General features: G+C 52.1%; 18 protein-coding genes and 1 other RNA gene. 10 read left to right on the top strand and 9 right to left on the bottom strand.

The window, feature by feature from the left end; all coding sequences use genetic code 11:
* Window positions 1-14: 14 nt before the first annotated feature.
* Entirely contained in the window at window positions 15-1,493 is a 1,479-nt protein-coding gene (nhaD, locus tag L1X57_RS04115) for a sodium:proton antiporter NhaD (RefSeq protein WP_009723779.1), read from the bottom strand.
* A 313-nt stretch (window positions 1,494-1,806) separates the two neighbouring features.
* Between nhaD and L1X57_RS04110 the strand changes: the two genes are divergently transcribed.
* Together L1X57_RS04110 and L1X57_RS04105 are read left to right on the top strand one after the other, a co-directional pair.
* Window positions 1,807-2,784 (top strand): TAXI family TRAP transporter solute-binding subunit, encoded by a 978-nt coding sequence (locus L1X57_RS04110; protein WP_234667941.1) that lies wholly within the window; start codon window positions 1,807-1,809, stop codon window positions 2,782-2,784.
* A gap of 87 nt (window positions 2,785-2,871) precedes the next feature.
* The gene (locus L1X57_RS04105; protein WP_009723776.1) at window positions 2,872-4,674 is read left to right on the top strand and encodes a TRAP transporter permease; all 1,803 of its coding nucleotides are present in this window, start codon (window positions 2,872-2,874) and stop codon (window positions 4,672-4,674) included.
* On the opposite strand, the gene L1X57_RS04100 is transcribed toward L1X57_RS04105, so the two are convergent.
* The 3 genes from L1X57_RS04100 to L1X57_RS04090 form a co-directional block, all read right to left on the bottom strand.
* Window positions 4,636-5,229 (bottom strand): hypothetical protein, encoded by a 594-nt coding sequence (locus L1X57_RS04100; protein ID WP_009723775.1) that lies wholly within the window; start codon window positions 5,227-5,229, stop codon window positions 4,636-4,638. The genes L1X57_RS04105 and L1X57_RS04100 overlap by 39 nt on opposite strands.
* 10 nt (window positions 5,230-5,239) lie before the next feature.
* Window positions 5,240-6,196: a calcium/sodium antiporter gene (locus L1X57_RS04095; RefSeq protein ID WP_234667940.1), complete on the bottom strand. Its 957-nt coding sequence runs from the start codon at window positions 6,194-6,196 to the stop codon at window positions 5,240-5,242.
* 100 nt (window positions 6,197-6,296) lie between these two features.
* Window positions 6,297-7,265 carry a LysR family transcriptional regulator gene (locus L1X57_RS04090; RefSeq protein ID WP_009723773.1) on the bottom strand — a complete coding sequence of 323 codons (969 nt, stop codon included), beginning with the start codon at window positions 7,263-7,265 and terminating at the stop codon, window positions 6,297-6,299.
* A gap of 272 nt (window positions 7,266-7,537) precedes the next feature.
* Between L1X57_RS04090 and ggt the strand changes: the two genes are divergently transcribed.
* From ggt to L1X57_RS04070, 4 genes are all read left to right on the top strand, one after another.
* Window positions 7,538-9,277 (top strand): gamma-glutamyltransferase, encoded by a 1,740-nt coding sequence (ggt, locus tag L1X57_RS04085; RefSeq protein ID WP_009723771.1) that lies wholly within the window; start codon window positions 7,538-7,540, stop codon window positions 9,275-9,277.
* Between the two features lie 229 nt (window positions 9,278-9,506).
* Window positions 9,507-10,448, top strand: coding sequence for a sodium-dependent bicarbonate transport family permease (locus tag L1X57_RS04080; RefSeq protein WP_009723770.1), 942 nt, complete (start codon window positions 9,507-9,509; stop codon window positions 10,446-10,448).
* Between the two features lie 551 nt (window positions 10,449-10,999).
* A complete protein-coding gene (nhaC, locus tag L1X57_RS04075; RefSeq protein ID WP_234667938.1) occupies window positions 11,000-12,532 on the top strand; it encodes a Na+/H+ antiporter NhaC in 1,533 nt (510 codons plus the stop codon).
* A 172-nt stretch (window positions 12,533-12,704) separates the two neighbouring features.
* Window positions 12,705-13,967: an NAD(P)/FAD-dependent oxidoreductase gene (locus tag L1X57_RS04070; protein ID WP_009723768.1), complete on the top strand. Its 1,263-nt coding sequence runs from the start codon at window positions 12,705-12,707 to the stop codon at window positions 13,965-13,967.
* A 78-nt stretch (window positions 13,968-14,045) separates the two neighbouring features.
* Here L1X57_RS04070 and L1X57_RS04065 read toward each other — a convergent pair whose 3' ends face one another.
* From L1X57_RS04065 to smpB, 3 genes are all read right to left on the bottom strand, one after another.
* Window positions 14,046-15,362 (bottom strand): outer membrane beta-barrel protein, encoded by a 1,317-nt coding sequence (locus L1X57_RS04065; protein ID WP_009723767.1) that lies wholly within the window; start codon window positions 15,360-15,362, stop codon window positions 14,046-14,048.
* A 192-nt stretch (window positions 15,363-15,554) separates the two neighbouring features.
* Window positions 15,555-15,933, bottom strand: a transfer-messenger RNA (tmRNA) gene (ssrA, locus tag L1X57_RS04060).
* Window positions 15,934-15,978: 45 nt separating this feature from the next.
* Entirely contained in the window at window positions 15,979-16,470 is a 492-nt protein-coding gene (smpB, locus tag L1X57_RS04055) for an SsrA-binding protein SmpB (RefSeq protein WP_009723766.1), read from the bottom strand.
* Between the two features lie 126 nt (window positions 16,471-16,596).
* Between smpB and L1X57_RS04050 the strand changes: the two genes are divergently transcribed.
* Together L1X57_RS04050 and L1X57_RS04045 are read left to right on the top strand one after the other, a co-directional pair.
* Window positions 16,597-17,031, top strand: coding sequence for a type II toxin-antitoxin system RatA family toxin (locus L1X57_RS04050; RefSeq protein ID WP_009723765.1), 435 nt, complete (start codon window positions 16,597-16,599; stop codon window positions 17,029-17,031).
* Complete coding sequence (locus tag L1X57_RS04045) at window positions 17,021-17,332, top strand: RnfH family protein (RefSeq protein ID WP_009723764.1); 312 nt, start codon at window positions 17,021-17,023, stop codon at window positions 17,330-17,332. The genes L1X57_RS04050 and L1X57_RS04045 overlap by 11 nt, the downstream gene beginning before the upstream one ends.
* 1 nt (window position 17,333) lies before the next feature.
* Here L1X57_RS04045 and L1X57_RS04040 read toward each other — a convergent pair whose 3' ends face one another.
* Window positions 17,334-17,804, bottom strand: coding sequence for an outer membrane protein assembly factor BamE (locus L1X57_RS04040; protein ID WP_009723763.1), 471 nt, complete (start codon window positions 17,802-17,804; stop codon window positions 17,334-17,336).
* Between the two features lie 72 nt (window positions 17,805-17,876).
* Here L1X57_RS04040 and fur point away from each other — a divergent pair, with 72 nt between their 5' ends.
* On the top strand, window positions 17,877-18,329 hold the full coding sequence (fur, locus tag L1X57_RS04035) for a ferric iron uptake transcriptional regulator (protein WP_009723762.1): 453 nt from the start codon (window positions 17,877-17,879) through the stop codon (window positions 18,327-18,329).
* A gap of 107 nt (window positions 18,330-18,436) precedes the next feature.
* Here the strand turns inward: fur and recN are convergent, their stop codons facing one another.
* The gene (gene recN, locus L1X57_RS04030) at window positions 18,437-20,110 is read right to left on the bottom strand and encodes a DNA repair protein RecN (protein ID WP_009723761.1); all 1,674 of its coding nucleotides are present in this window, start codon (window positions 20,108-20,110) and stop codon (window positions 18,437-18,439) included.
* Window positions 20,111-20,312: 202 nt separating this feature from the next.
* Here recN and grpE point away from each other — a divergent pair, with 202 nt between their 5' ends.
* On the top strand, window positions 20,313-20,942 hold the full coding sequence (gene grpE / locus L1X57_RS04025) for a nucleotide exchange factor GrpE (RefSeq protein WP_039869357.1): 630 nt from the start codon (window positions 20,313-20,315) through the stop codon (window positions 20,940-20,942).
* Window positions 20,943-20,991 lie beyond the last annotated feature (49 nt).

Here is a 20,991-nt window from a genome sequence, read left to right as displayed (position 1 = left end):
ATTACAGCTGTTCGTTAACCAAAGATGGCAAAACTGTCGGCGTTAAGCCACAGATGCACAATGATACTGGCGACGTAGCCGAGAAAAATAACGGGAGCCCAACGCAGGTGACCCATAAAGGTATAAGCGCCACGTGCTTGGCCCATCACCGCAACCCCCGCTGCCGAGCCGATTGAGAGCAAGCTACCCCCCACACCGGCAGTCAACGTAATCAGAAGCCAATGCCCGTGGGACATATCTGGTTCCATGGTCAGTACCGCGAACATTACCGGAATGTTATCAACTACCGCTGAAACTACCCCCAAGACTATATTGGCCCAGGTGGCGTTCCAACCGGTGTAAAGCGCTTCGGAAAGCAGTCCTAGGTAGCCCATAAAGCCAAGGCCGCCCACGCACATAACAACCCCGTAGAAGAACAGCAGTGTGTCCCACTCGGCACGGGCGACACGGTTGAAAACATCAAACGGTACCACGCCACCTAACTGCTCAAGCTTCTTATTGTCGCCTCGGCGGCTGTAGCGTTCACGTTTGCGCTCCAGCGAGCGAGGTAGGCTGCGACGCAGGTAATAGCCGAAAAACTGTAGGTAGCCAAGGCCAGTCATCATGCCGAGTACAGGCGGCAAGTGCAGTAGCGTATGGCACATAACAGCGGTGGCGATAGTGATCAAAAACAGCGCAATAATTCGCCGTGCACCGCGTTTGAGCCATACATCTTCATAAACACTGCTTGGCTTCTGATCCTTAATAAATATGCTCATGATGACAGCAGGAATCAGGAAGTTAACCAAGGAGGGCAGGAACAGGATGAAAAACTCCTGAAACTGGATAATACCCGCTTGCCAGACCATCAGCGTGGTGATGTCGCCGAAGGGGCTAAAGGCACCGCCGGCGTTAGCGGCCACCACAACGTTGATACAGGCAAGGTTAATAAAGCGCTTATCACCTTCAGCAACCTTGGTGATGACAGCGCACATTAGCAACGCCGTGGTTAAGTTATCGGCAATCGGAGATAGCACAAAAGCGAGGCCACCGGTTAACCAGAACAGTTGGCGGTAGCTGAAGCCTTTACGTAGCATCCATGAGCGCAGAGCATCAAATACACGGCGCTCCTCCATGGCGTTGATATACGTCATGGCAACCAACAGGAACAGCATTAGCTCGGTGAACTCCAAAAGCGTCACACGAAACGCATACTCTGACGTTTCGGACATGCCGTTTTGGACGTACACCCAGCCAATGAGTCCCCAAATAATACCGGCGGCAACCAATACCGGCTTAGACTTGCGCATATGGATTTTTTCTTCTGCCATGACCAGTGCATAGGCCAGTACGAACACGGCAACCGCGAAGAAACCAATGGCAGAAGTGGTGAGGTCAATATCACCCACGACGGCATATGCAGGCGTGCACAGCAAAGGTAGTAAGGCTGCTAATAAAAAAAGCCAGCGACGATAAGATCGTGGCTGGCTAGAGTCATGATGCAAGGTATGCATGCGACGTTATTCCCCATGGTCAAATGAATGAAAGTGATGTAAAAGCCGCGATATTGTAGCAGCCTGTATTGCAACGCAATATGTAATAAAAGCGAATGAAACAGCCATATAAGAAGGTAAGAGAGACTTTTTTTGTAAATTATTCGTTTAGCTAATAGCAATGTTCTGAAATCAGTGTAAAGAGAAATAGTGATAAATTGGTCGTTGACTTACATCAACGATGTCAGTGGTTGATATTTATCGTTAGATTAATATTTTTTACCAATAAAAATGAGGCCGCGCAGTTGGCCACTGGACACGTAAAGGAACTTATATGCATTGCTCAATTCGCTCTCTTCATCGCACGTTAGGCGTAACGGCCACTGCGCTCGCCCTTGCCGCTGCTGCAATGACAGCACAAGCAGAAACACGGGTGACCTATAAATCAGCATCGGCGGGAACCGCCTATTACCAAATGGGTGTTGAGCTCTCTGAGGCAGTACGCCAGGGCACTAACGATGCCATTATCCTGACGTTAGAAGAGAGTCAGGGCTCGGTGCAGAATGTTATGGAGGTAATGGCCCGGCAAGGTAATTATGTATTCACTACGCCGCCTGCCTTAGTCGAGCAAGCAATGGCAGGGGAAGGGCCTTTTGCCGAGCGTCAGCATCCTCGCTTCCAAGAAATTCGCGGCCTATTCCCTATTCCCTCAATCACCATGCATTTTGTGATCGCAGGCGATGGCGGCGTGACTGATATGACTGGGTTGGAAGATAAGCACATCTTAATCGGTCGCGGCACCTTTGGTGCTCGGGAAGCCACTCGGTATCTGGAACTGTTTGGGCTGGAAGAGAAAGTGCGTATTGCCGATGCTTCCATTGGGAGTGGGCCGGATGCGCTAAAAAACGGCCAAATTGATGCCTTCGTGACGGCTAGCTCTTTCCCAACACCTAACGTTATTGAAACGGCTGCCAGCATGCCAATTACCCTGGTCAGCTTTAGCGATGAGCAGATAGCGCAAACAGGCGCTGCTCGCCAGACGATTCCTGGCGGCACGTACCCAGGCGTGGATCAGGATGTACAGACTACGTCACTGCCTGTTATCGCTTACACAACCACACAAATGGCTGAAGATACCGCGTATACCTTAACCAAAACCTTCTGGGAGCGCCGCGATACCATGGCGGCAGAAACGGCTTGGTGGAGCAGCATCTCGCCCGACATGCTGAGTAATATGACGGGTACGCTACACCCTGGTGCGCTGCGTTATTATGACGAAACGGGAGTCGATGTGCCCGACGACCTTCGATAAAGGCTGCCTTAGCTGCGATTTTTTGGCATTGATGATACGCAACGGCCTGCAGGCCGTTGTGCTGTTTTATAGGGATAGGCACTCGGCATGCATGCTCTTTCTTCGTCTCAGACGGCTGATAATGCGACACCTAATGCGGCAGTATCTCCTGGTTGGATTGCGTTAGGTGTCGTTAGCGTTGGGTTTCATTTAGGGCTTATTTTTTATGGTTTAACGCCCGCTCTGGTGAGCAGGCCATTGCATATGGCGCTACTGCTGCCTTGGGTGTTGATTTATATAGCCAAAACCCCTTTTCAGCGTATTAGCGGTTGGGGGCTAACGCTGCTGGGGGTCGCGGCTTGCGCCTACATCGCGCTTAACGAAGCAGCACTTGCGAATCAGTATGGCTTTATTGATACCCATCTACAGATGGCGATTGGGCTTTTCCTAATCATGCTTGCCCTGGAGGCAGCAAGACGTGCGATAGGTTGGCCACTGCCATTGGTTGCGCTACTGGCGCTTCTTTATGGGGCTTTCGGGCAGTATGTGCCGGGCGCGTTTGGTCACCCAGGTTTGCCGCTGCAAAGCATGGTGGGGTCATTGACGATTGCGGAAGGGGGGCTATGGGGCTCGCTGACCGGGGTCAGCGTTGGTGTCGTGGCTATCTTTGTTATCTTTGGTGCGGTGCTCAATGCTGGCGAAGCTGGCCAAGGTTTCATGAATTTGGCCAGCGCGGTTGCCGGGCGTTTAACCGGTGGTGCGGCTAAAGTGTCGGTGATTTCGTCGGCGCTGATGGGATCCATTTCAGGTTCCGCCTCGGCGAACGTTGCCTCTACCGGGGCAATTACGATTCCCTCTATGGTGCGTTTGCGCTACCCACGCTCCTTTGCGGGCGCGGTAGAAGCGGTGGCGTCTTCAGGCGGGCAAATAATGCCGCCGCTGATGGGGGCCGGGGCGTTTGTCATGGTTGAGCTGACTGGTACGCCCTACACCCAGATCATGGCAGCAGCGACGCTGCCCGCCGTGCTCTATTTTTTAACGGTATGGGTGGGGATTAACGCTTATGCGACCCGTCATGATCTACAGCCGATTGATGCCAGCGAGCAGCCAGCCGCCAAAGAAGTGCTCATCACATCACTGTTTTTTGCGGTGCCGTTTGTACTGCTGTTAGAGCGTATTTTTAACGGCGGATATACACCCCAATATGCCGCCAGTATTGCGATATTTGCTGGGGCGGCGCTGCTGCTGTTTGACGTCACGCTGCGCTTCTCATTACCGGGGTTTGCAACACGCTTAGCAGATGCGGTGGTTACGGCAGGGCGTCAAATTGGCACTATTGGGGCGATTATTCTTTGTGCCTCACTGGTGATTGGTGTGCTCTCGTTAACGGGCCTTGGCGTAAAGATCACGTCGGGTATCTTATCTCTCTCAAATGATCTGCTATGGCCAGCGCTGCTGTTAACGGCACTTGCCTGCCTGATTTTGGGAATGGAAGTACCGACGACAGCAGCCTATGTGATTTGTGTGTCGGTGGCGGGACCTGCGCTAATATCACTCGGGCTAGAGCCGTTGCTGGCGCATCTGTTTGTGTTTTGGTACGCGCTGCTTTCAACGATTACGCCGCCTGTCTGTGGCGGGGTGTTTATCGCGGCTGGAATGGTGGGGGAAAATTGGCTGAAGGTAGCGCTTAAAGCCATGGCCCTGGGGATAGGACTGTACATTATACCGCTGGCGATGGTCGCAAACCCAGAGGTTATCCGGCTTGCTTTTAATCCAACCGGCGCTCTGCTCGATGGATTAAAAATAGCCGCTGGATTAACGGCTATTTCGTTTGGCGTCATCGCCCGTAAAGCTATTTGGCTTCGCGTAATATTAGTGGTGGCGGGCGCGGCTGTTATCTTTCTCGTTTAATGGCGCATGGTTTAAAAACAACGTCGACGTGGCCGGTAACGGGGTGGTGGCATACACCACCCAGGTATCTAGCGCAGGCCCCAGTGGCTGCATCAGCTTAAGCTGCTCCGGTGCTTGTTTCACGATTTCTTCAGCACAGATACCTGCCTCAAAGGTACCCGCTAGCAAGCCTTCTGCCACGGCAACCGTCGTGGGTGCCTCAATAATATCGCCAAAGCTGTTTAAGTCTGTGTAGTAGCGGGTAGCTGGCTGAATAGCCACATGGCGGGGAGTGGCAATACTGCGCTGGGCAATTAACGCAAGAGGCTTACTGCCTGCAATAAAGACATCGACCGGATAGGCTCGGTGCATATAGCGGCCTACGCAATCGCTGTGGGAAAAGTGGGCGGTGCACTGGAGCACGTGGCTCACTTGGCCCTCAATCAGCGCTTCAAACGCCTCTTCAAACTGTTCGAAAAGCTGAAGGTTCGTGGATGGATGACCATGCTTCGCTAAATAGCGCAGGGTGATTAATTCATGATTGTTGCCGCTAGGACCGAGGGTGGCAATCTGCACAGCTAATTCCTCAGAAGATTGTAAAACTTAACGCAAGGTAGGCTGCATAGCCACTTAGTAAGGCCGCCCCTTCCCAGCGAGAAAGTCGCATGCCCGTGTAGAGAAACAGTAGTAATACGCCTGCTGCACCCAGCATTACCCATTGGTCAAACTGACTTACTCGCTCGGCAATAGGCAGGGGCTGTAGAAAAGCTGATATGCCCAGAATGCCTAAAAGGTTGAAAATGTTGCTGCCCAGAATATTTCCGACAGCAACATCGGCGTGGCGGCGAAGCGCCGCAATCACTGAAACCGCCATTTCGGGTAACGAAGTGCCCACCGCGACAATCGTTAGGCCAATCACTGCTTCGGAAATACCCATGGCTTGGGCTAAGCCAATGGCGCCATAAAGTAACAGCTGTGAGCCACCGATCAACATGGCAAGCCCCCCAACAAGCGCCATAACTGTGATGGCTGTTGAGCTTGGGATGGCAGTGAGCTCCTCTGCTTCTGCACTGTGCATTTCCGTCGCGGGAAGAGGTTGGCTGCGTTCAGTGCGATACGCCCAAATAAGATAAGCCGTCAACGCGGCTAGCAATATTGCCGCATCCCAGCGGCCTAGGGCGCCACTCCAGGCCAGAACAATAAATAGCAGACTAGCACTGACGACCACAACACCGTCTCGTCTTAGCGCTAGAGGCTGTACGGACATGGGGCAAATGACCGCGCAAAGGCCAAGAATTAGCAGTATGTTGCCAATGTTGCTACCCACAATATTGCCAATGGCTATATCTGGCTGCTGGTGAATGGCCGCATCAATGGAAACCACCAGTTCGGGGGAAGATGTACCAAAGCCAACGACCACGAGGCCTGTTAACAGCGGAGATATCCCCATTCGTTTAGCACCGGCGACAGCGCCACGGATGAGAGCTTCGCCCCCCAGCGTTAATAGTACGATACCAACGAGTAAACTTATTCCATACAGCATGCTATCTACTCTCTTCTTGTGTTCACTTGGGCGTTATCCCAACCGTAAGCTACAAACATTAGTTGTGAATGCCGTGTCTGCAAGTCAATTTATTGAAGCGCTATCCACGTAAGGGAAATGTTGGGTAAGCGTTCAATAGAGTATCTAATTCATTGCATGCAAAGCGCGGCTCAATCCACTGTGTTAGGTGGTCGTGAACGTAGTGAAGAAAGCGCTGAGCCGACTGCGGGAGGCGCTGGTCATTGCGCACAATAAATTGCCAGTGGCTTTCAATAGGCAGTCCCTGAACGGGTAAAACCACTAGATCAGGATGCTCATTAGGCAAAACATGCTCGGATAACACAGCAACGCCCATATTGGCCGCAACACTTACTCGTATGGCCTCGTTACTGGCCATCTGTAATGTTTTTTGCATTGTCAGGCCGTGCTCTTGCAGCCAACTGTCTAATAGCATGCGTGTGGCAGAGCCCGGCTCACGCAGCAGTAAGCGCTCACTTAGTAGTTGCTCCATCGTAACGGTTGCCTGTTGGGCAAGTGAGTGGTCGGCGGCGGCAATGGCAACTAAGGGGTTACGCATAAAGCGTGACGCGACTGCGTGAGCAAGCGCTGGAGGATGGCTAAAGACATAAAGGTCGTCTTCTTGGCGCTCAAAGCGTGCCAATACCTGTCGACGATTGCCGATATGAACGGTGACATCGACATCAGGGAACGCTTGGCTAAAAGGCCCGAGTAGGCGTGGCAAGACGTACTGAGCGGTATTCACGAGGGCAATACTAAAGCGGCCCTTACTGCCATGCTGTAAATCACTTAGCTGGTCAGCAAAGTCATCAAAGCGTCCCAAAACATCACGACTTGCCTGATAAAGGGCTTGCCCTGTGGCGGTCATCGTTAGTCGCTGGGAATGCTGTTCTAACAACGGGCTGCCTACTGCTTCTCTGAGACGTTTCAACTGCTGTGACACGGTTGGCTGGGTAAGGTGAAGCTGCCTTGCGGCTTCGCTGATGGAACCACACCTAACGACGGTTACGTATACCTGCAGCAGCCTAAAGGTCAGATGGCGAATATTCATAGCAACCGAAACTCCTGGGGCATTACTTAATGCGTCAGTATTGGGTAGTTGCGGAGATCAGCTTTATCAATGAATACCTGGCAAGCCACCATCGAAAAGCTAGACTTATCCCTTACCGTTAACGGGCAGGCGAAGGTAAGTGAGTTTAAACCACGTTTCACTAAGGTGGCGAACGTTGGGCTGCTCCTCAAGACCAAGAGCATGGCTTGACAGCAAAGTATTCTTTGGTATTCTCGATATTTGTAAGCTAATAACTATAAGGAATTCCACTCATGATGATCCCCTTTTTAACTTCGCGTCCGCTTAAAACGCTGACGGCCAGTCTATGTATTGGAGGGTTGTTGGTCTCTCCACAGGCATTCACTCAAGAAGCTATCTTGGAAGGTGAACGCTTTCATCCTCAAGAGAGTAGCCGTGGCATGGTCGCTACCAGCCATTTTCTTGCCTCGGAAGTTGCCCGCGATGTTCTTGCTAAAGGAGGCAACGCCGTTGATGCTGCCGTAGTGGCCGGCTTTGCGCTAGCGGTGACCCAGCCACGTTCCGGCAATATCGGTGGCGGCGGCTTTATGCTCATCTCGGATGAAGAAAGCGATGAAGTCATTGCCATCGACTACCGCGAGATGGCCCCTTCAGCCGCCTTTGAAGCTATGTTCCAAGATGAAAACGGCGATGCAGTGACTGAGCGTTCCCGTTTCACTCATTTGGCCGCGGGCGTACCCGGCACCGTTGCGGGGCTGGCTTTGGCTCTGGAAGAGTACGGTACGTTGAGCCTTGCTGAAGCGTTGGAACCCGCCATTCGTCTTGCTGAAGATGGCTTCGCCGTGCCTCCACGCTTTGTTCAAGGGCTACAAGAGACCAGGGAACGTTTTGAGCCCTGGGAGGCGAGCATGGCTAAGTTCTTTAAGGAGGACGGTAGTGCCTATGAGGTTGGCGATATTTTCAAGCAACCTGATCTAGCCGCGACACTTAGGCGCATTTCTGAGCAAGGGGCCCGTGAGTTTTACGAAGGAGAAACGGCAGAACTGATCGTTGCTGAAATGGAACGTCACGATGGGTTGATTACCATGGAAGACATGGCCAACTACACCCCCATCATCCGTGAGCCCAGCCACGGTACTTATCGCGGTTACGATATTTATGCCATGAGCCCTCCTTCTTCCGGCGGTGCCCATATTGTTCAGATGCTGAACATTCTCGAAGAATATCCTATTGGTGAAATGGGCTTCGGCGCTGCTGAAAGCATGCATTTAATGGCTGAAGCCATGAAGCGTGCGTACGCTGACCGCTCGGAGTTCCTGGGCGATACTGACTTTGTCGATGTGCCTTTGGCCGGGATTACGTCGAAAGAGTACGCAGCCGAACTACGTGGCCAGATTGGTGACCAAGCCACACCTAGTGCTGACATTGCTCCTGGCAATCCGCACGACTACGAATCTAATGAAACCACTCACTTTTCCATCGTAGATGACGGTGGTCTGGCAGTTTCAAACACGTACACCATCAACTTCAGTTATGGTTCTGGAATCGTAGTAGATGGCGCAGGCTTCTTGCTCAACAACGAGATGGATGACTTCTCCGCCAAGCCCGGTGTGCCCAACGCCTATGGTTTGATTGGAGGCGAAGCCAATAAAGTAGAGCCAGGCAAACGGATGCTTTCATCTATGACGCCCACTATCGTCAAGCAAGACGGCAAAAACTTCCTGGTCACCGGCAGCCCCGGTGGTTCACGCATCATCACCACGACCCTGCAAGTGTTAATGAACGTCATTGATCACGATATGAATATACAGTCAGCGGTTAGCGCACCGCGCATGCACCACCAGTGGGTGCCTGATGAAATTCGCGTTGAGGCAGGCTTTAGTCCAGATACGCTTAATCTGCTTGAAGAGCGAGGCCATACAATCAGTCAGCAGCCCGCCATGGGCGCAGCTCAATCAATCATGATTAAAGAAGGTATGTTCTTCGGTGGCGCCGACCCGCGCCGTTCTACCTCATCTGCTATTGGCCTTTAATGTTTCGTTAGTCTCCTTCTACTCCGCCCTGATCTCACAGGGCGGGGTTCGCGCTTAGCTACCCTTTAATGTCCTAGTTGTAACTGCCATTACTGCTAATCAGTCAATACCGGTAGGGGGACGATAGTGATATAGGTAATTATCTATGGTTTTCTTTCAATATATTATTAGTTATCTAGTCTCATCGCTCGCAAAATGCAGCCTCTTTTGACCCTAAGGAGCAATGGTGATGCCAGATATTGTGGTGATGTTTTTTTTATTGGGGCTAGTCGCTGGGGCGGTGAAGTCGGATCTTCAGGTTCCTAAAGCCACTTACGACACCCTAAGCCTGTTATTAATGCTCACCATTGGCTTAAAGGGAGGGATGGCGCTGCATGGCAATATTCATTGGGGGTTGGTGCCAGAACTTACCGGTGTAGCGCTGCTGTCAGCGTTTATACCGCTGATGCTGATGCCAGTGTTGCGCCGCTGGGTGCGCCTTTCCGCCGCCGACAGCGCTAGCATTGCTGCCCACTATGGCTCGGTCAGTGCTGGTACATTTGCGGTTGCGCTGGCGTATGTAGAAGCACGCCAGTTAGTGGTGGGTAGTGAAGTAACGCTCTACTTGGTCGCTATGGAGCTGCCCGCGATTATGGTGGCGATTGCCCTGTTTAGACGCTATCAAGGGGCTGCTGTTAAAGAGAGCACCAGCAAGCTATGGCATGAAACCCTGACCAATCGAGGCGTTATCCTGTTAGCTGGAGGGGTCGTGATTGGTACGCTATACGGGCCGTTTCAAGGGGAGGAAGTCACCGCACTGTTTACTGGGGCCTTCAAAGGTGTGCTGGCGTTGTTCCTGCTAGAAATGGGGTTAACCGCCGCGCAAACGCTGCGCCCAATGCCGTGGCATCATTGGCGCTTAGTGACCTTTGCTCTGGTGACGCCATTGTTGTTGTCGCTGCTGGGGATTTTAGTAGGCACGCTAGTTGGATTGCCGGTGGGCTCTGTGGTAATTCTTGCCGCGTTGGCCGCTAGTGCCTCCTATATTGCGGCGCCCGCTGCGATGCGTGCCGCTATCCCGCAAGCGAACATTGGCCTCGCCATGCTCGCATCACTTGGGATTACTTTCCCTCTCAATGTAATGCTTGGGATTCCGCTTTACCATATGCTGATTGAGCGCTTAATTAGCTAATAAATTAATTATGTTATCGCACCAATTGGATTCGCTCGTTTTGGAATAATTTGTTAATTAATTGGAATTTAACGCCAGTTGCTCGCTCATGAGGCTGGCGTTTTTTAGTTTATATTGTGGTTTATATAATGATTTTCGTGTTATTTGAACTGCTTTTCGTAACGATATAGTTAAAAAAGATAGCTGTTTAGGCGGTTTTATAGATAAGCAAGAATGGGTTTTTAACGTATTAGTCCAAAAGGATTATTCGCTTGCCCATGCTTATTTCCCCTGGATGCAGCACGAAAAGCCGTGGAATAGACACGTTAAGTCATCGTTACCCTCGTATTCTTTTGTTACACGGACGTGATCGCAATACCGTCGAAGTGTTGAAAACACGATGACGCATTGTGATTAATTAGCTGATATAGATAAAAGGGCAGGGCAGTATACCTCTAGAACGTATGCCTATTGCCAATGCCTTAGATGATAAATCTAAGAAACTCTTGTTGAACGAAAATAATCGCTGCTGATAACCCTATCAAAAGCTCAATAATAACGAGGTCTATAAGATGGAAGAAAAACCAAAAAGGGTTCGTCAAAAACCCAGTCTCGGGCTTGCCCTTGTGCCCGTTGTGCTGACACTAATCGCCATCGGGGTGCAGATTTTCTATTTTGGCGACTTTACACCACATATCCCGCTGGCCATTGGCTTGGCGATAACCTCGCTAGTAGGGGTCAAACTCGGCTTCCGTTGGAAGCGTATTGAAGATGGGGCGTTTCACGTTATCAACGTGTCTCTGCCATCGGTTTCGGTGTTGATCTTAGTGGGCATGATTATTGGCGTTTGGATTGCCAGCGGTACCGTGCCCAGTCTGATCTATTACGGCCTGCTTCTATTGTCCCCTGCCTTTTTCCTTGCCGCGGCGATGCTGATCTGTGCGGTGGTCTCCGTTTCTTTGGGGACTTCCTGGGGTACCGTTGGTACGGTAGGTTTGGCGCTTGTTGGTATCGGTGCTGGGTTTGAAATTCCGATTTACTGGACCGCTGGTGCGGTTGTTTCCGGTGCCTTCTTTGGCGACAAAGTTTCACCGCTTTCTGATACCACTAACTTGGCGGCGGCGGTTACCGGCAACGATGTGTTCTCGCATATCAAAAATATGATGCCAACGACGATACCGGCCATGTTGATCGCGTTAGCTATCTATCTGGTGGTGGGCTTCACCATGATTGATGATCAAGCGGCATCCTTTGAGCGCATTGATGCCATCACTGCGTCACTAGATGAACACTTTACGATTTCTATCTGGCTGTTGTTGCCAGCGGTGCTGGTTATTGGTCTAGCCGTCAAGAAAATGCCGCCGATTCCCTCCCTGTTTGCTGGCGTAATGGCGGGTGCGGTAACCGCCATGGCGGTTCAGGGGGTAGGCCTGCACGATATCGTTACTTACGCTAACTATGGTTACTCCATTGAAACGGGCGTGGAAGCTATGGACAGCCTGTTAAACCGTGGCGGTATCCAGTCAATGATGTGGACTATCTCATTGATCCTAATTGCCTTGGCCTTTGGCGGTGCGTTGGAGAAAACGGGCTGCCTGGAGACCATCATCAAGGCCATTATGGCCAAGGTGCGCTCTTTCAAAGGTGTTCAAACCTCGGCAATTGCTACCTCCTTTGCAACTAACTTGGTGGCAGGCGACCCCTACCTATCCGTTGCGCTACCGGGCCGTATGTATGCGCCGACTTACCGTGGTCTGGGCTACTCGACACTGAACCTGTCGCGTGGTGTTGAGGAAGGTGGAACGTTGATGTCGCCACTCATTCCCTGGAACGCAGGGGGGGCCTTTGTCATTAGCGTATTAGGGCTTGGTATTGGTGAAGGTAACGTTGAGAACCTTCTGTATATTCCGCTGGCCTTTGCCTGCTGGTTGTCGCCTTTGATCGGTATTATTTATGCGCAGACGGGCTTGTTCTCGCCCAAAGCAACCGATGAAGAGCGCGCGCTGTGGGACAAGCAGGGAGAAGCGATTGCATCTTCGGAAGCATTGGGTGCTGCTGCTGATGCAGCCGTCACTAGCCCGACGCCTGCTTCCAGCTCGAGCTGATCGTCACTATCCGTTACGTGCTTTCCCGATGAGACAGCACCCCGACCTGCTAAAGGCGGGGTGTTTGTCTTTATTGAGCTAGGTATTTTTTAAAGCTTTGCTGCCGGCAGCTGAATCACTAGCGCCTTGGGTTTGCTTGCAGGCATGCCTGAATAGAACCAGGAGGATAATAATGACGACAACGCATCCAACCGTGGTAATCGGTGGCGGAATCGTTGGTATTTGCTGTGCCCTATATCTGCAAAAAGAAGGGCTTAACGTAATGCTCATAGAGCCTGCTATGGCTGGTGATAGTACCGCTAAATGGAGCTGCGGGCAGATAGCGGTTAGCGAAATTATTCCCCAATCCAAGCCAGGTATTATTAAAAAAGTGCCAGGGTGGTTGCTGGATCAAAAGGGGCCGCTGGCACTGCGGCCATCGGCATTACCAGGACTGCTGCCTTGGATGCTGCGTTTTATGACCCATGCGCGGCGTTCGCGTATCGACACTATTGCCCATGAGTTAGCGTCCTTAACGCGCTGCGCCTTTCAGGATTATGAACCCTTATTAGCGAAGTGCCGCCGTGACGATCTGATTGGCCACCATCCAACCCTTGAACTGTTTGACGATGCGGCTGGGCTGGCCCATGAGCAAACTTATGTAGAGCTACGCCGCGCGCTAGGGTTTGTTTCCGAAACGCTAAATGCCGAACAGATTGCCGCCATGGAGCCGGCGTTAGCGGGACGTTTTTCTCACGGTTTGTTGCTGTCGGATTGGCGTACGGTGTGCGATACCGAAACCTTCCTCACCGAACTCACCCATAGCTTTGTAGAGCAGGGTGGCACACTTGTTCAGGGGAGTGTGGCGCGCATCGAGAGCCAGGGGAGTCGTGCCGTTGGTGTGACATTGGCTAGCGGTGAGATGCAGCCAGCTGAGCAGGTGGTGGTCGCCGCTGGCAACGGAAGTTCGGCGTTTTTTGAAACACTGGGCATTAAGGTGCCGTTGATTAAGGTCGGCGGCTATCAGGTATTGCTACCCAACCCTGGTGTCGACTTAACCCACGCCACTTTTTATGCTGACGGCGGCTTTGGTCTGATTCCTATGGAGCGAGGACTACAGATCGGCGGCACGATTGAATTCGCTGGCAATCATGCTGAACCGAACTTCAAACGCGCGGAGATCATTCTTGAAAAAGCCAAGACGATACTGCCATCGCTGAATACGGCAGGTATGGAGTTTGGCGCTGGCTGGCGTCCTTTCTTGCCAGACACCAAGCCTGTGATTGATAAGTCGCCATTGCTTGAAAACGTGGCGATGGCTTTTGGTCATGGGCAATTGGGGCTAACAATAGGCGCCACGACGGGGCGCTTGGTAGCCGACATGCTGCAAGGTCGTGATAGTCAGTTGAATATTAGTCCTTTCAGCGCATCGCGGTTCACGTTGGCTGGTGGTTAATTGACGTCATGCAGTGGTGCAAGCAAGGGGGCGCCCGTCTCATAAATATGAGACGGGCTCTTTATCATCGCCATTTAGCTAGTGATTATGTCCTGCATGACTGCCAAACGTTGCGTTGAACTGAACCATTCCTACCCACTGTTCATCATGCCCTGCAAAGTCTTCGCGAGTCAGTTGCGTGCGCACGAACATGTTATCGCGCACATGCCAAGTAAGCTGCGCGCTTTGTCGCCACGAAGTTTCCTCTGAAACGATCGCGGTAGGATGAGTGCCCATCACCTTATTGGTTAACCCTAATGCCTCTGCGCGAAGACCGACTTCCCAGCGTGGAGCAAGACCGTAAATAGCGTCGATGTAAGCACCATCTTGTTGCTCAGTGTAGTGATCGTGTGCATGGAAGTGATCATGGTGTTGCACATGCTCCTGCAAGTCACGTTCGCTATAGAAGTATTCCGCACCTAGTTGCCAGTTGCCCTGGTAGCCGGGCTGCTCCGCATCGTAGTTAAACCGTGCATCTAAGCCTGCAAACCAGTTGTCGCCTTCAGCAGTATGGGCGTGGTGGCCATGATCATCGACACGCACATACTGACGGTTCATGCCCGCAGACGTTCCCAGCGTTAGCTGTTTATTCGCACCGAGATCTGGGCGGTATTTAGCGAAGAGCGTGCCCACGCGAGGGCCACTGGTGCGATCTTCATAGCCCCCTTCATCAAAGCGGCTGAAGCCTTCTCCCTCGCCTTGAAACAGCTCGCTACCCAACGTCCAGGTGCTGTTGGGTGACCAGGTTAGTTGTAGGCCTGTATCGAGCAGACCATGCTCTCCAAACAAATACTCATTGACCAGTGGGCGCTCAACAAAATCCCAAGCGTGAGGGTGTCGGCTGTTGATGTAGCCTATATCAGAAAGAAATTTACCGGCTTGTAAGCGCAGCCCGTTAGGCAGCGTACGCGTCGCAATAAAAGCCTCTTCCAGCGTGATATCGTCTTCTGTTAGCGAAACAACGGCCTTGCCCTCAATGTGGGCGGTTTGCCCTTCGATGGCAACTTCAGAGTGTCCCAGGTTAAATCCATTGTCGAGATCATGGCTATGGCTGCTGTGGTCGTGTTCTTCTTCATGATCGTGACCGCTTTCGTGCCCATGGCTAAAACCTGCAGGCGAGTTTGCATCTCCTGAAAAACGATTGTGGTAGATGCCTTCCACAACTAAGGAAACGTTGATGCTGTTTTCAGCGTCGCTATGTTCATAATTGCTATGTTCATAGGCGTCGTGCTCATGAGCATGACCAGAATGATCATGGCCGTGGTCGTGCCCATGATGATGATCATCTGCATAGGCAGAGGAGCTAATAAACAGAGCAGTGGCAAGCGGTGTAAGCAGAAATAAGGAGCGTGACACAGGTGTATTCCCTTAAGCGTTAGAATTAATCGCAGTTAATGATATGTTATATTATAACAATAAATCAATTGCTCAAGAACCTAGCGCTACAACGTGGTTAGCTCCGGGGAAAGTGCGGCGTTTGGAGAGCGGGGCTAACCAACTTACAGAAACAAAAAAAGCACCCGTAGGTGCTTGATTTGTAGGGGTGTCTGGTGGAGGCGGCGGGAATTGAACCCGCGTCCGCCAGCACGCGCCTATTGGCTCTACATGCTTAGATTTCGTCATTTGCTTTAACGCAACTGACTCCGACGATCAGGATTCAGCCACGCGAGCCTTCTAAGTTTAACGATTGATGAGAAGACACCACCAACCGCGGTCCTATCAGCTTTAGCTCGTATCCCATCAGTGATGAATAGGCACATCACCTTTGGGCCAGACAAGAAGCTAACAGTGTTTAAGCTGCTAGCGCGCCTTGAGCGTAGTTTTCGTCATTTGCGACTATTTTTCGTGATGTGGGATTTACGAGATACATCACGCTCTCGGCATGCACCGCAAGGGTTGTCACCGGCGTCGAAACCATGTCGCCCCCTAACTACAGGTGAGCATTCTAACGTGCTCACAGCCAATTGACCAGTTATGCCTTGTTATGTTCCCGCATTATCCGACCTTTCTGACGGCTCCAGTCGCGATCCTTTTCGGTGGCGCGCTTGTCATGTAGCTGTTTGCCGGTCACCAGCGCAAGCTCACACTTCACCTTATTGCGTTTCCAATAGAGTTTGAGCGGAACGCAAGTGTGGCCTTTGTCCTGAGTCACCGAGAAAATTTTGGCAATTTCCTTACGGTGCAGAAGCAACTTACGCGTGCGCGTCGGGTCAGCAATTTCGTGAGTGCTTGCCGTATTAAGCGGCATGATATGGCTACCTAGTAAAAAAGCCTCGCCGTTACGAACCAAAATATAGGTGTCGGTAAGCTGTGCTTTACCAGCGCGAAGGCTTTTAACTTCCCAGCCCGCGAGTACCAAACCTGCTTCTAAGGTTTCGTTGATATGGTACTCAAACCGAGCTTTCTTGTTTTGGGCAATAACGCTGCTGCTAGGGCCCTTACTGTTACCTTTCTTAGTGGCCATGGAACCTCATCGTTGATCTGTCAGTAGCACCCCCTTCGTTATGTGGGGAGGCGTGATACCATTCTAGGTCTACAAAAATGTTTCCCATGATACGCTTTGGGCACTGTGAAGTCAGCGGAGAGGTCAATGCCAACCGTTAATCGTACCGCCTTGGTGCGGCACACCCCCCAACAAATGTTCGATCTGGTTAATGACTTCGAACGCTATCCCGAGTTCCTGCCGGGGTGTCGCCGTGCGCGCCTGCTAGAGCATGACGAGGAACATCTGATCGGCGAGATGACCCTTGGACGTGCGGGTGTGGAACAAACAATCACTACTCGAAATGATTTATATGCACCTGAGCGGATTGAGCTGTCGTTAGTAAAAGGGCCGTTCAAGCAGCTTAAAGGGCGTTGGCTGTTTATCCCCATGGGGGAGGACGCCTGCAAAGTCAGCTTGGAAATGGAGTTTGTGTTTGCCAATCGCTTGCTTAGCATGGCGTTTGGCAAATTATTCCAGCAAATTGCAGGGCAGCTTGTCGATGCCTTCACTAAACGCGCTGACGAGCGTTATGGCCGCTGATACGTTTGCGGTGGAGGTAGCCTTTGCTTTGCCGCACAAACAGCGCCTAGTGGCCTTAGAGGCGCATCAAGGTACGACTGCGCGTCAAGCCGTCATGATGGCAGACCTTCCAAGTCTGTTTCCCGAGATCCCCAGTGACACCTTTGAGCAGGCACCGCTAGGGATTTTTGGTAAAGCGCTACGCCAGCCTGAAAAAGAGGTACTGCGTCCAGGCGACCGCGTTGAGGTATATCGCCCATTAGAGATAGACCCCAAAGCTGCCCGCCTGGAGCGGGCAAAGCGTCAAGCCAAAGGCGAGTAAATTACTCGGAAGACATCACTGGCTGAGGCGCTGGCGCATTTGCTGGCGTCGGTGCTCGCTGACTAGGAGTAGCGATGCCGGTGATTGGGTCTGCTGTTTCTGTTGCAGGGCCTGCACCGGTATCTCTGCTGATCGGCAGATCACCAGAGAAATCACCTTGTTGTTCAACGTTTACTAAACGCCCTGCGTTGTCGAACGTGAGGGTCACACGTCGCTGTTCGACACCCGCGTATGCTTTATCAAGACGATAAACGTAATCCCACTCCCGTGTGTCAAAGGGGGCTTCCAGCAGCGGGCGACCCATTACATAAGTAACTTGTTCTTGGGTCATTCCTGGCTGTAATTGGCTGACCATTTCTTCGGTCACCAAGTTGCCCTGGGGGATGTCACGCTTGTAAACGCCAACGTAGCTGCAGCCGCTAACAACGGTTAGGGCAACGGAAAGAGTAATGATACGAGTCAATTTTTGCATTTGAGCCTATTCTTCACTATCGTGGTTTCGGTCGATCATACCCGACCTAACCTGTTACTGCGAAGAGCAACCATGGCCGATCAGAACCATGAACTGCGCAAAGCCGGGCTGAAAGTGACCCTGCCGCGCGTCAAGATCCTGCAGATTCTCGAAAATGCTTCGGGTCAACACCACCTTAGCGCAGAAGAAGTGTACAAAACACTGATTGATGCGGGTGAGGATGTTGGCTTGGCTACCGTGTACCGCGTGCTGACTCAGTTTGAGTCAGCAGGATTGGTGATCCGTCATAATTTTGATGGTGGCCATGCGGTGTTCGAGATGACTCAAGAAGACCACCACGACCATATGGTGTGTTTAGAAAGTGGTGAAATCATTGAGTTCGTCGATGAAATCATCGAGCGTCGTCAGCAAGAGATCGCCGAAGAGCACGGCTATGAACTTGTGGACCATGCCCTGGTGCTTTACGTACGCCCCCGTGGGTCGGACGTAACGCGACAGGACAGCGGCCCCACAAACAAAAAATAGTCGCGCTAAATAAAACGTCCCCAGGGTGCGAGTGATGATTCATTCGCGCCCTGGGGGCGTTTTTTATGGTTTTGGTGTTTGCTAACGTTTGGCGATTGAAAAAGTGCTTAGTGCGGAGGTCGCTGGCTAGCGTGAAGCATTTCTCTGGCGTGGGCGAGTGTTTGATCAGACAGGGTTACACCGCCTAGCATGCGGGCGAGTTCACTAATCCGACCGTGCTCATCCAGCAGCGCCATATGAGTCAGCGTGCTATCCCGTTTGGCGCGTTTTTCAATATGCAGGTGCTGATGCGCCTGTGCAGCCACCTGGGGCAGGTGGGTGACGGTCATTACTTGACCGTTTTCGCCGAGCTTACGTAGCAATTGACCAACAATTTCGGCCGTCGCTCCCGAGATACCCACGTCCACTTCATCGAAGACTAGGCTGGGAATAGTGGAGTGGGAGGCGGCCACCACCTGAATGGCAAGACTGATGCGCGATAACTCACCGCCCGACGCCACTTTGGTTAACGGCCTGGCGGGCTGACCTGGGTTCGCGCTAATCAGGAAGTGGACGTGGTCCAGGCCTTCCGGTGTAGGCGTTTCACGCGGAGTAACGTCGACTTCAAAGCGTGCTTTACCCATGGCCAGGAAACCCAGCTGTTGTTGCACTTCTTTGCCTAAGCGAACGGCAGCCTTTTGTCGCGCTTCGCTTAGTTGTTTGGCATCACTGCGATAGCGCTCGCGGTATTCGGCGACTTGGTTGCTTAGCGACTCCAAGTCGTCGTCGCTGGCCTCTAGAAGTTCGACTTCCTGGCTGAGCTGGGCATGCAGTGCGCAAATCTCTTCTGGAGCAACGTGGTGTTTGCGGGCAATACGATGGACGTCGCCCAAACGTTCCTCTACCCAGGCCAAGCGCTCTGGATCAAGCTCGGTAGTGCTGGCGAGACGACTAAGTTCGCTGGAGGCTTCCTCCACTTGAATGCGCGCATCGCTGAGCATGGCCAAAGTATTGGCCAGTGTGCCTTTGTCACTACCGGGTAGGGCGCTTAAATGAGTATAAGCTTGGTTCAGTAACAAAAGGGCGCCGCCCTCATCGCTAGCGCAGCAGTCGGCTGCAAACTGGGTTTCACGCAGTGTCTCTTCCGCATGGGCCAGAGTGTGCTGCTCTTCTTCTAGCGTTTGCAGCTCTCCCTCTGCTAATCCCAGTTGATCTAGCTCCTCTACTTGATAGCGCAACAGCTGGCGTTTTGCCTCAACTTCGCTACCTTCTTCGCTGAGCTTTTTTAATCGCCGACGGGCGCTGCGCCACTCGCGGAACGTTTCAGCCAATTGCTGGCTGCGCTCGCGTAGCCCGGCATAATCATCTAGCAAGGCAAGGTGAGTTTCTTCACGCATTAGTGCCTGATGAGCATGCTGGCCGTGGATTTGAATCAGCTGTTCGCCCAGCGATTTTAGGTCAGCGATGGTGGCAGGGTGGCCATTGATCCATGCTTTAGAGCGACCGCTGGCTGTGACCACACGACGCAGCAAGCACTCTTCAGCAGGCAGCTCACGAGCAGTCAACCACTCAGTGGCAGCGGGCAGGTGTTGAATATCAAAACGAGCGGAAAGGTCGGTGCGTTCACGTCCGTGACGTACACTGCCGGCGTCGGCACGCTCACCTAAACATAGGCCAAGAGCACCGAGTAGAATCGATTTGCCTGCCCCAGTTTCCCCGGTGATCGCCGTCATACCGCGGGTTAGGTCGAGTTCAAGGCGGTCGACAATAGCGTAATCTTGGATTGCTAGCTGCGTAAGCATTAAGGCCTCCTGAGGCAGTGCGGCACAGAAGCTGGATACTTATCCAATAATTGTTGTTTTATACAGTAGTCTATAACTCACTTCAATGCCCCTCTTGAGATGGCTTTTATGGCCCCCATATAGCGTTCATACGTGGTTAATACTCGTTACTTAACCGAGGTGGCCGTCAATGCCACCGCTGCATATTTTTCAGGAGCTAGGCATGGCAAAAGAACCGCAAACCCCATTAGAAGATGAGCTGGCCCGCCAAGAGCAAGAGGCAGAAGTCACCGAGCAAGCGGCTGAAGAGCGCCTGGTCGAGGGCGAACTGGAAGGGTTAATCGAGGAAGATGCCGCGCTAGAAGGCGAAGTGGGAAACCCAGAAGCCGATATGCTGGCCGCTCAGGTGGAGGAGCTTGAGCAGAGCTTGGCGGAAGCTAAAGACCAAGCGCTACGTGCCGCTGCTGAAGCTCAAAACGTGCGTCGCCGGGCTGAGCAAGAAGCTGAAAAAGCGCGCAAATTTGCTTTAGAAAAATTTGTTAAAGAGCTATTGCCCGTTGTTGATAGTCTGGAAAAAGCCTTAGAGAGCATGGAAGACGGAGCCTCTGACGTACATCGTGAGGGCGTTTCCATGACCCTCAAAATGCAGTTAGGCGTATTGAATAAATTTGGCGTGGAAAGCGTTGAACCTCAGGGTGAACCCTTCGACCCGCAGGTTCACGAAGCGATGGCGATGGTGCCGAATCCCGAGCTTGAACCCAATACCGTCATGGAAGTGATGCAGAAGGGTTATTTGCTTAACGGACGCCTTGTTCGCCCGGCGATGGTGGTGGTCAGCCAAAAAGCCAATTAAGCACTGGCTGACGCAAAGCAAAAAAAAGCCCCTTGAAATGCTGCAAGCG

It is taken from the genome of Halomonas sp. TD01, from assembly GCF_923868895.1.
Classification (GTDB): domain Bacteria; phylum Pseudomonadota; class Gammaproteobacteria; order Pseudomonadales; family Halomonadaceae; genus Vreelandella.
Note: the sequence above shows the minus strand (reverse complement) of the source record. Positions and strands in the feature narration are given on the sequence as shown.